This is a genomic window from Shigella sp. FC1967 (genome assembly GCF_001743005.1).
Taxonomy (GTDB): domain Bacteria; phylum Pseudomonadota; class Gammaproteobacteria; order Enterobacterales; family Enterobacteriaceae; genus Proteus.
Window position 1 is genome coordinate 1 of sequence record NZ_MIIZ01000815.1, and the last position, 2,997, is coordinate 2,997.

General features: G+C 35.5%; 5 protein-coding genes. 1 reads left to right on the top strand and 4 read right to left on the bottom strand.

Translation table 11 applies throughout. The features are described 5' to 3' along the window. The first annotated feature begins 66 nt into the window (after positions 1-66). Positions 67-879, top strand: coding sequence for a siderophore-interacting protein (locus BHE89_RS13590; protein WP_128860540.1), 813 nt, complete (start codon positions 67-69; stop codon positions 877-879). A gap of 87 nt (positions 880-966) precedes the next feature. Here the strand turns inward: BHE89_RS13590 and BHE89_RS13595 are convergent, their stop codons facing one another. The 4 genes from BHE89_RS13595 to BHE89_RS13610 form a co-directional block, all read right to left on the bottom strand. After that, a complete protein-coding gene (locus BHE89_RS13595; protein ID WP_458694223.1) occupies positions 967-1,383 on the bottom strand; it encodes a fimbrial biogenesis chaperone in 417 nt (138 codons plus the stop codon). Then, complete coding sequence (locus BHE89_RS13600) at positions 1,310-1,675, bottom strand: fimbrial biogenesis chaperone (protein WP_128860542.1); 366 nt, start codon at positions 1,673-1,675, stop codon at positions 1,310-1,312. The genes BHE89_RS13595 and BHE89_RS13600 overlap by 74 nt, the downstream gene beginning before the upstream one ends. 12 nt (positions 1,676-1,687) lie before the next feature. Then, on the bottom strand, positions 1,688-2,764 hold the full coding sequence (locus tag BHE89_RS13605; RefSeq protein WP_069369022.1) for a fimbrial protein: 1,077 nt from the start codon (positions 2,762-2,764) through the stop codon (positions 1,688-1,690). A gap of 11 nt (positions 2,765-2,775) precedes the next feature. Then, positions 2,776-2,997 (bottom strand): FimD/PapC C-terminal domain-containing protein (locus BHE89_RS13610; protein ID WP_286146135.1); only part of this gene is annotated, 222 nt, incomplete at its 5' end.

Here is a 2,997-nt window from a genome sequence, read left to right on the forward strand (position 1 = left end):
GAAAAAACAATTAATGAAGTCAGGTAAAAAACGTAGAGTAACCTAAAAACACCTCAAGAAAAAACGATTTATAAACCAGCGCCTCCTCGTCTAGTTCAAGTAAAGCGCATTACTGATGTGACACCAGGAATGCGTTGTATCACTTTTACAAGTGATGATTTAGATACTTACCCAGCAAATACTGCGGGGGCACATTTAAAAATATTCTTACCTTTAGAAGGTCAAGTTAAACCAACCGTCCCCGGCTTTTCTGAAAAAGGTCCTAAATGGCCTGAAGGCGAACCAAAATCAATCGTACGTACCTATAGTGTTCGAGCTATTCGTCCTGAACAAAAAGAGTTAGATATTGAATTTGCGGTACATGACGATGCAGGCCCTGCTATTCACTTTGCGCTAAATGCTCAGCAAGGCGACTATATTGGGATCACGAATCCTGGTGGCCCTGAGCCTTTATTAGCACCCGCTTCACATTACTATATGGCAGCCGATCCGAGTTCATTACCTGCTTTAATGGCTTTAATTGAAACCATGCAACCGAATGTTCAAGGAAAAGTCGTTATACGCGTAGAAGACGAAACTCATCGCCAAGAAATTAACCACCCAAGTGGCTTAGAGATAATTTGGTTAATAGGTTCTGTTGAAGAACAAACTCAAAACTTAATTAATGAATTTATATCATGGGAATTACCTGCTGAAGATGTCGCATTTTGGATTGCCGGTGAAGACAAAATTATTCGTGCATTAAGACGTCATATTCGCCGAGATAACGGGTACGATCGTAGCTTGATTTATGCCATTCCTTATTGGCGTTTTGGTTATGACGAAGAAGGCTATCACGCTGAACGTCACCATGTTATGGATAATGAAGACGTAAGCTAAGCGATACATTAAAAATTAAGCGTTAACCGTCAGGCTGCCTATTAACTCTCTCAATAATAAGCAGCCTGTTTTATTATAAAAACGTAATTAATGTATATTTTTCTTATTTTGCTGATAACGTCCATCATCATCTATATAGCTGATTGTAATGTCTTGGTTCATGTCAATTCGCTCTTGATATTGAATTTGCTGTTTTGCAAAAGGAGCAATCATAATAGCATTTGTTAAAAGCTCTTCTTTTTTATCATCAAAAGAGAGCTTCGAAATTGTAAAATAATAAGCAGTAGGATTATTTATTTCTAAATATTTTCCATGATGAGTTATCACTATTTGTTTAAAAACCTCTTCGGTAGTTAACTTAAGTTGTGCGGGACGATAAAAAAGTTTAATACGCGTTTGCAATGCTAATTGCAACGTACTGAAGTTTTCTTTATTTTGGGGTTTCGGTGCAATATCTAATACATTTAAATAAAAAAACAGATTCTCTATCTTTAGGCAACCTATTTTCTAATTGTTGTATTTTTAATTGTAATCCCCCCTTTGCCGTCATTTTCGCCATCGGGGGAATAACAATAAAAGGGACCGTTGTCGTCTCCGGCGTTGATGCAATATCACCATCATCTATCCAAGCTTGAATTAATGTGGGTTGTTCACTGTGATTAAAAATTTGCAATGTGCGTGTTGAATTATCCATAGGAAAAATTAGACGAGTACGCTCAAGTACTACACTCGCCTTGGTTATGGATGTGATAAGCATAAATAATAAAATAAAAGTCGCATTCATTATTTTTTTCATTAGATATACTCTTTAATCATAAGACATGACTAACGTCGCCGTGCTTGTTATTTTCCCTTGAGTGACGGAGTTAACATTATAAGGATAATAATAAGCTCCCATATTAATAGAGAATGCAGAGGATAAGGTTCCACCTTGATTGACACTAAAAATGCTAGTCGCACTACCTTGTGTATTAATGTTGTCAGATAAAATAAGCGGACTTGTCGTGTTATCACTTTTTACTATACGAAATCCAATCCCACTCGCGCCTTGTGCTGTTGTGTTGGTTAATACCGTTTTATCCGTTGCCAATAAATTTTGGCTTGATAAAAACATTTTAATATTACGTGATGTTTTTGAACCACTTAAAAAGTCTTGGCACGTAAAGTTTAATATAAAGGGAGTATATCCTGCTTTATTTACCGTTTTTGCCTCTTTAATACTAATTAATGGTAATGAAACAACTAAACCTGCATTAGAAAAATTACAGGTTGTCATCACTGGGTTATAAGTAATTTGCATCGGCTGTAAAAAAATATCGTTCTGATCAACGGGCCATTGCCAAGTTAATAAAAATTGAATTAACTTGGTAACAATAGTCAATAACCATTGAACAAGTCCCATACTTGATGCATCTGAAGCTAAAATAACAGGATTTACAATCGCTGTACTACCACTAACTTCTGTGTAATTGCTTGAGGGTTTACTGCTCAATAAGGTAAATTTCAAGGTAAAATTAGTATCTAAATCTGATGCGGGATGTGTGCCCGCTGAAATATTCGTTACATTATCTTTTTCTAATGCCGTTAACGTAATAGAGACAAATTGCTTACCACCATTAAAACCAATTGTTCCCGTTCGACCATCATTAAAAGGTGAAGCAATTCCTACTGTATTGGGAAATAATCCTCTTGCTGTGCATTTAAATGTACCAGGAAATGTTGTTCTGCTCGTTTTGGTGATTGTTGTTGAAGTTGCATTTAAATCTGCAGATAAATCAAAACTCACATTGGGTGCAGTAATAGTGCTATCGGGTTTACAGTTAGCAATAGCTTGCTGACTTATTGTTCCTAATAGCATTAAAAATATAAAGGCAGATGATTTCATATGGCGTTCCTTTATCGACAAATATTACTATTTTTATCCATCGTATTAACTAAATGATTAATCACACACTCTGTTTTTCCTGTTTCATTTAATTTAATCGAGATAGAAGAAGGTAATGCATCGCTTTTAAAATAAAGTACACTCGATTGCCCCACATAACCGATACTCTGTTTTTTATTATTTAAAATTTCAGTACCGAAAGGTAAGCTTTCATTATTTTCTAAAGATGCTCT

Excerpts from the sequence above, each read along its gene's own strand:
- BHE89_RS13605 (WP_069369022.1), bottom strand. The coding sequence starts at position 2,764 with ATGAAATCATCTGCCTTTATATTTTTAATGCTATTAGGAACAATAAGT.
- BHE89_RS13600 (WP_128860542.1), bottom strand. The coding sequence starts at position 1,675 with ATGAAAAAAATAATGAATGCGACTTTTATTTTATTATTTATGCTTATC.